At 40.8% G+C, this 873-nt stretch carries 1 pseudogene; it reads right to left on the reverse strand.

The window, feature by feature from the left end:
* Positions 1-800 (reverse strand): annotated as a pseudogene (locus CBI42_RS10920) (DUF3991 domain-containing protein); the annotation flags it as partial.
* Positions 801-873 lie beyond the last annotated feature (73 nt).

Raw genomic sequence — 873 nt, forward strand, 5'->3', positions numbered from 1 at the left:
CTAGACTTGGTATAATCCCTTTCATCCATCGCAATCTCCCCTCGCTCCTGCAAAATTTCAAGAACATAGTGAGACAAAACTCCCTCTTTTAATCCTTCCATCGCAACTAGTCTAACATCGTTTAATTCGCCCTTATGAAGCTCATAATAGCTCATAAGGTCAATTGGTGCCTCTGTCACAATTAAACGCTCAGGAGAGCCTATAGAAACGTTTAAGCCACTGATAGCCTCTGATTGATACATGATTTGTTTCAAGTAGCCCTTACCTGGATGACGTTCTTGATCAGGGACAAGTCCCTGAAGGCTCGCACCTACCAGTTGCTGATTTTTATCCAAGTATTTAAAAACTAATACATCTTCTATAACGCCCTCTTTGTCCTTACGTTTAGCTTGGGCTAATACTCCCTTCTCAAGGAAGAAGTCGATTGTATCATCAGAGAGACCTCTAATCTCCTTGAGATAGGTTCTCGCCTCCACAAATGGTTGTTCGTAAGGTGCTAGTGTATAGTTGAAAGGTTTACGTTCTTCCTCTACTGGTTTTGCTTCAGGAAAGGAACCTGTCTCTAAGAATACCATGGCTTCCTTATAGCTGACATTTTGCATTTGTTGCACGAGATTGATAGTATCACCAAAGAGGTTTTGAGAATACCAATGCCAGGTATTCTTGACAGTATCAATCTTAAATGAGTCATGCTCAGCCCAATAATACTCTCGATGTGACTTTCGCTTCATCTCCATTCCAAGGCTACGAGCTACTTCTAAAATATCCAGCGATTTGGCCTGTGCTTTTGTTAAAGGCATACTCTTTCCTCCTCTACTAATTCCTTAAATAAAAGATATCCTTCAGGAGTTGCATCTAGTTCACTAACAACTA

The organism is Streptococcus sp. KR, assembly GCF_002238115.1.
Classification (GTDB): Bacteria; Bacillota; Bacilli; order Lactobacillales; family Streptococcaceae; genus Streptococcus.